Below are 2,116 nucleotides of genomic sequence, written 5' to 3'. Positions count from 1 at the left end.
GATGTTGAAAGGTTCAGAAATGAAAAAGATGAAGAAATGACAAAACAGGGTATGTGGGTTTGTTATACCAAAACCTCAGATTTAAAACCTTTGAAAGCGGTAAACAATAAACATAAACAAGAAATTTTGAAATTATATTATGATAAGCACCATAAAAATTTTGAAATACTTGTTGAAGAATCTTTAAAAGACAATGACAGTTGTTTAATAATAGATGCCCATTCTTTTCCGTCAGTATCTTTGCCGTATGAACTTCATTCACAAGGCTCACGACCTGATATTTGTATTGGGACAGACAGTTTTCACACCCCTCAAAAAATTGCAGACTACTTATATGAGGCTTTTTCTGATTTAGGATATAATGTTGGGATAAATAACCCATTTTGCGGCACTATTGTTCCTTTAAAATTCTATGGTAAAGAGAAAAAAGTACATTCAATTATGCTTGAAATAAATCGTTCACTATATATGAATGAAAAAACAGGACAAAAAAACAATAATTTTCAACGAATAAAAAAAGATATTGAAAAAATAATATTACTATGTCCGTTTCTGCAATTAACTTAATTTATGATATTATTGAATTGAGGTGAATATCATGAATGAAAAAGTAAAAAATATTTTAAAAATAGCAGGAATTTATTATTTTGTAAGTTTTATAATAGTATATTTGTTTGATTTATTTAATAATAATTTTGCAATTACAACTGTTTTTACAAATATTTGGCAAAATTTATTGTTTCCTATGGTTGCCGCAGGGCTATTTGTTATTATCTTTTCTCCGGCAATTTTAGTTTTATACTTTATTTTCAAAAAAATTAAAAATACCAAAATTAGAATTGTTTTAACTGCCTTTTTAATACCTTTCACAAATATGGTTTATTATTTAATAGAGAATGTTTTATTTAGGGGTGATACCATAATTTCACTTGTTATTGGAGCATATTCATTATTCGTAATTTTACCTTTGAGCTTTATTTCGACAGTATTTATTCCTAAAAAATGGTTACCGATAAAATGGCAGACATTGATAACTGTTATATTAATGGAAATTTTTGGCTGGCTTCTTATTATGTTTTTAGGATTTTTATCATCAATTGAAGATAAATATATTACAAGTAAACTTGAAGCAAAAGACTTAGAAAAATACGAAATTATTATACAAGACCTTGAGAATTATAAAACAAAAAACGGAGTTTATCCAAAAACAGTTGAAGATAGTGTCAAAAAGTTTGAAAGTTTCTATTATACACCGATAAACTCTGATAAAGATTATATTATAACGGTTTATAATCTTTATACAAAAAAGTTTAATTATTGTACCTCAACTGAGCCAGAGGGTTGCCACCCCGAATCAAAAGGCTACGCTGATTATGAACAATTCGGTAAATGGATAAAAGATATTGAAAAAGATTAAAAAGGATGTATAAATATGCCTGAAAACAAAACTTACGACACTATTGAATTAAAAGTTGAGCCGGCAGGAACAATAGAAAAACCTTGGCCGGATTGTGACCGTTGCATTATCTTAATAAATGGTAAAGATATTTTAGACATTGTTAAAGATGCCGAACTGCCACATTTTAAAAATGAACCCGATTTATCTGAAGATGGAGCAGGTGATTATATTCATATGATGCCAACAGAATTATACGAAGATTTAATTGAAGCAGAAAAATCAAATGGGGAAGAAATTGCACACGTTTTGTGTTGTACTTGTGATGAGGTGGGATGTTCTTCAGCAAGAATAAGAGTATTTAAAACAGATGACAGCATTATTTGGAATGACTTTAGGACAATTCGAGATTGGGATTTTGGACTGTCTTATGAATTTGAAATAAACCAATACAGAGAATTTTTAAATCAAGTAAAAAAATATGCCATTAAATTGGAACAACTTAAAAATAAAAAATAGAATTTTAGAGATAATTATGAAATTAAAAACTAATATGGGTTTGAGGCTGAAATCGAAATAATATATTTCAATTACATTTTAATTTGGCTTCCCCGGAAAGTCGGAAGTATTTACAAAGCAATAAATATGTGAGTTATAAAACTTCGTTTTGTTGTGATTCTCATCCATTTACTGAATACTAAAAAAACAGGGACAAACCCT

3 protein-coding genes are annotated in these 2,116 nt (G+C 28.3%); all 3 read left to right on the top strand.

Translation table 11 applies throughout. The features are described 5' to 3' along the window. Positions 1 to 567, top strand: a 567-nt coding sequence (locus tag ACMUOV_RS03925; RefSeq protein WP_413853811.1) for an N-formylglutamate amidohydrolase, incomplete at its 5' end; no start/stop codon positions are given. A 31-nt stretch (positions 568 to 598) separates the two neighbouring features. Continuing rightward, the gene (locus ACMUOV_RS03920) at positions 599 to 1,417 is read left to right on the top strand and encodes a hypothetical protein (protein WP_413853810.1); all 819 of its coding nucleotides are present in this window, start codon (positions 599 to 601) and stop codon (positions 1,415 to 1,417) included. A gap of 15 nt (positions 1,418 to 1,432) precedes the next feature. Further along, complete coding sequence (locus tag ACMUOV_RS03915) at positions 1,433 to 1,915, top strand: hypothetical protein (protein WP_413853809.1); 483 nt, start codon at positions 1,433 to 1,435, stop codon at positions 1,913 to 1,915. Positions 1,916 to 2,116 lie beyond the last annotated feature (201 nt).

This window comes from Candidatus Ruminimicrobium bovinum (assembly GCF_902760015.1).
In the GTDB taxonomy this organism is placed as follows: Bacteria; Elusimicrobiota; Endomicrobiia; order Endomicrobiales; family Endomicrobiaceae; genus Ruminimicrobium; species Ruminimicrobium bovinum.
This window is presented reverse-complemented; position numbering and strand designations above follow the sequence as displayed.